The sequence below is a fragment of the Lentzea kentuckyensis genome (assembly GCF_002150765.1).
Lineage (GTDB): Bacteria > Actinomycetota > Actinomycetes > Mycobacteriales > Pseudonocardiaceae > Lentzea > Lentzea kentuckyensis.
In genome coordinates this window covers 1-778 of the sequence record NZ_MUYM01000253.1, presented here as the reverse complement: position 1 = coordinate 778, position 778 = coordinate 1, and the positions used below count along the sequence as shown (strand labels likewise).

Annotated in this window: 1 protein-coding gene; it reads left to right on the top strand. The window is 68.5% G+C overall.

Features of this window, described 5'->3' with window-relative positions:
• Positions 1 to 712 (top strand): zinc-dependent metalloprotease (locus B0F77_RS46485; RefSeq protein WP_086669373.1); only part of this gene is annotated, 712 nt, incomplete at its 5' end.
• Between the last annotated feature and the right edge of the window lie 66 nt (positions 713 to 778).

Below are 778 nucleotides of genomic sequence, written 5' to 3'. Positions count from 1 at the left end.
GGCAGGGGTGGTGATGGCGTTCCTGTCGTCGCGGGTGCTCGGCCAGTACGACCCGTTCAGCCCGAACGACCAGCTCGCCGGGCGCCTGTTGCTGGTCGCGCCGAACATCGTTGGGGCACAACAGGCTCTGGACGTTCCGGCAGACGACTTCCGGATGTGGGTGTGCCTGCACGAGTGCACGCACCGCCTGCAGTTCACCGGCGTGCCGTGGTTGCGGCAGTACTTCTCCGACCAGGTCACCGCCCTGCTGTCCTCAATGGACGAGGAACGGGCGCCGCTGCCGGAGGTCATCCGCGATTTCCGGCACAAGCTGCGCGCCGGCGACGGCCCGATCGGACTGATCGAGCTCATCCAGTCGCCGCAGCAGAAAGTCGTGCTGGACCGGCTGATCGCACTGTCCACTTTGCTCGAAGGCCACGCGGATCACGTGATGGACGCCGTCGGTCCCGCAGTCGTGCCGTCGGTGTCGACGATCCGCACCCGCTTCAGCGCGCGCCGCAAGGGTGGCGGTCTGCTCGACCGCATCCTGCGCACGGCGCTCGGCGTGGACGCGAAGGTGCGTCAGTACGAAGAGGGCGCGGCGTTCACCGAGTACGTCGTGGAACGGGTCGGCATGGACGGTTTCAACGCGATCTGGACGTCCGCCGAAACCCTGCCGACGCGTGCCGAGATCACCGAACCGATGAGCTGGCTGCGCCGCGTGGCACCGTGAACGGTCCGGTCGCCGAGATCAGGGCGGCGGTCCGCCGGTTCCTGGACGTGGTGCGCCCGGACGCGG